Annotated in this window: 3 protein-coding genes and 1 pseudogene; 3 read left to right on the forward strand and 1 reads right to left on the reverse strand. The window is 74.2% G+C overall.

Going from position 1 to position 2,391, the window contains the following annotated elements; all coding sequences use genetic code 11:
* A pseudogene (locus tag ACWCSD_RS51590) lies at positions 1-745 on the reverse strand (hypothetical protein); the annotation flags it as partial.
* Between the two features lie 187 nt (positions 746-932).
* Between ACWCSD_RS51590 and ACWCSD_RS51595 the strand changes: the two are divergent.
* The 3 genes from ACWCSD_RS51595 to ACWCSD_RS51605 form a co-directional block, all read left to right on the forward strand.
* On the forward strand, positions 933-1,256 hold the full coding sequence (locus ACWCSD_RS51595) for a hypothetical protein (protein WP_449927060.1): 324 nt from the start codon (positions 933-935) through the stop codon (positions 1,254-1,256).
* A 95-nt stretch (positions 1,257-1,351) separates the two neighbouring features.
* The gene (locus tag ACWCSD_RS51600) at positions 1,352-1,600 is read left to right on the forward strand and encodes a hypothetical protein (RefSeq protein ID WP_449927064.1); all 249 of its coding nucleotides are present in this window, start codon (positions 1,352-1,354) and stop codon (positions 1,598-1,600) included.
* A gap of 54 nt (positions 1,601-1,654) precedes the next feature.
* Positions 1,655-2,391, forward strand: a 737-nt coding sequence (locus ACWCSD_RS51605) for a hypothetical protein (RefSeq protein WP_449927067.1), incomplete at its 3' end; no start/stop codon positions are given.

Raw genomic sequence — 2,391 nt, forward strand, 5'->3', positions numbered from 1 at the left:
GCGCGCCGCCCGCCGAGGGCGTCTCGCTCGTGGCGGGGGCGGCCACCTGGGGTGCGGTGGGCGCTTCCGGCATGACCGGCTGGGGTGCGGGGGCCTGCACGGGCGGGACGACCGCTTGCGGCTGGGCGGGCGGGGCGGGCGGGGTGACGTAGACCAGCGCCGGGGTGGCCGTCACGGTCGCGGTCGTGGTAGGCCGGGCGGTGCTCTTGGAGGTCGCCTTGGGGGTGGCGGTCGGCGTGGCCTTGCGGGGCAGCCTGGTGGTGGCCACGACGCTCGGGCTCGGCGACGGTTCAGCGGTGACCGTGTGGGTGACGGTCGGGGTGGGCTGGGCGGCCGGAGGTTCGGTCGCGGTCGTTGTGCCGGTGGGGGTGGGGGTCGCGGGGGCGGTGGCGGTCAGGGTGACCGTGTCGATTTCCGCGCCCTTGCCCGCCTTGAGCGTGACCTTGAAGGTGCCCGCCGTGTCGGGGATGAACTTGCCGGTGAAGGTGATGCGGGCGCACAGCGGGTCGTACGGGGCGGTGGCGATGACCAGGTCTGTGCCGCCGGGGGTGGTGGCGGTGAGCTTGGCGTCGCACACGTTCTCGACGTCGGCGGTGACGGTGACCAGTTCGCCGGCCTTGACGCTGGTGCCGGTGGTGGGGCTGGTGATGCTGCCGCCGTTGGCCGCGTAGGCGGGGGCGGGGGCGAGCATGACCGCGATGGCTGCGGCGATGCCCGCGAGGGCGTTTGCCCTGTTGAAGACCATGGATGGTCCCTTCCTGGGGTTGTGGGGGCGTTCGCAGCACCCCCGGTCTCACACGTCAAACTGTAGGGCATCTTTATCTTCTGGTCAACGTGATCACGGAGTAGACATGCTCATAAATATGCCCTACACTTTTTCATGTGAGGCGGGGAGCTGCGACCCCCGCACCGACTCTCCCCAGGAGGAACGCATGACCACGATGACCTTCGCCATCGTCCCCACCGCCACCCCCGGCGCGGAGATCGCCGTCATGGTCCCCGCACAGCGCGCCAGCGTCGCCGCCGCCCTCTCCCCCGAAGCGGTCGCCGACGCGAAGGCCCTGCTGGACGACCGGGGTTGGCTCGACGCCGCCGACGCGACCGGCGCTGACCTGCTCGACCTGATCGACGACGCGCTCGCCTCCCGCGACGTGTTCGTGTGCGAGGTCTGCCAGAAGCGCGTCACCGACAACACGCACACCTACGGCTACAGCGAGGAGACCATCGCCGTTTGCGAGCACTGCGGCGACCGGTAGCCGTCCCGGTTCCGGGCGGGCGAACTGCGACCGCCCGCCCGGAACCCCCGCCCAAAGCCCCCAGGAACGCCCAGAACGCCCGGAAGGACTCTCAGGTGACGATCACCCTGCCCGCCCCCGCCGCGCCCGCCATGCCCGCCTTCAAGGTCCACGAGGACCCCGCGTGCCCCACGTGCGGCAGCACGGACGTCACTGTCCTGGACGGCACGGATGGCAGCGTCTACACCGCGTGCTGCGGCGCGGACCCCGTCGCGTTCACCTGCCCGACCGTGTACGGGCACGTCTACCTGTCCCCCGAGGGCGACGAGCCGGACGACTGCCCCCACTGCCCCGGCTGCATGTAGCCCCACCCGGGGCGGCGCGCACCGCGCCGCCCCCCCAACCCCTTGGAGAACACCATGACGACCACCACGACCACCGTGCCGACGCTAGAGGACATCCGCGTCCAGCTCCGCCGCGAGGACCAGGCCGCCCGGCTCGGCTGGACCACCGCGCACGCCGACGCCGTCGCTTGGGCGGTCGCCGGCGACCTGCACGCCGACGCGAAGGGCTTCTACCGGACCGGCCGGAAGGGCGGGCGGGGGCGCGCGGTCGCCCGCGACCGGGTCCGCGCCCTCATCCGGGCGGGCTTCCTGGTCTTGGACGGCGCGACGGTCGCCGCCACGGCGGACGGGCGTAACGCCCTGACCGCGTGGGAGACCGTCCGGCCGGCCCCGGCCACCGAGGAGCCGAAGGAGGACCTGCGCCCGCTGCACCAGGGCGAGGAGGCGACGCGCCGCCACGCCGCGTGGGAGGCCCGCACGGCGCGGGAGCAGGCCGACCTGGACGCGCGCTGGAAGGCGACGCTCGCCCGGCTGGAGGCGGCCGAGGAGGAGGAGCGGCGACGCCAGCGCGAGCGGGCCGCCCGCCCGGCCGCCAGCGTGTGGGACGCGATCAACGGGCCCGCCCCGGCCTACGTGTACGAGGCTGACGGCACGGTCACCCTGAACGGCCGGGACGTGACCCGGTACGGCGGCGTCGCCGAGGACGTCGAGCAGGCCCCGGCCGTCGAGCGCCAGGCCCCGCGCGTCGTTCCGCACCGTCCGGCCCGCCGCCTGGTCGTGCAGCACGGGCCCGCCCGCCGCCGCCCCGCCCG

The sequence above is a fragment of the Nonomuraea sp. NPDC001684 genome (assembly GCF_053596515.1).

What these genes read in the sequence shown, in the direction of transcription:
- ACWCSD_RS51595 (WP_449927060.1), top strand. Translation starts at nt 933, where the DNA reads ATGACCACGATGACCTTCGCCATCGTCCCCACCGCCACCCCCGGCGCG.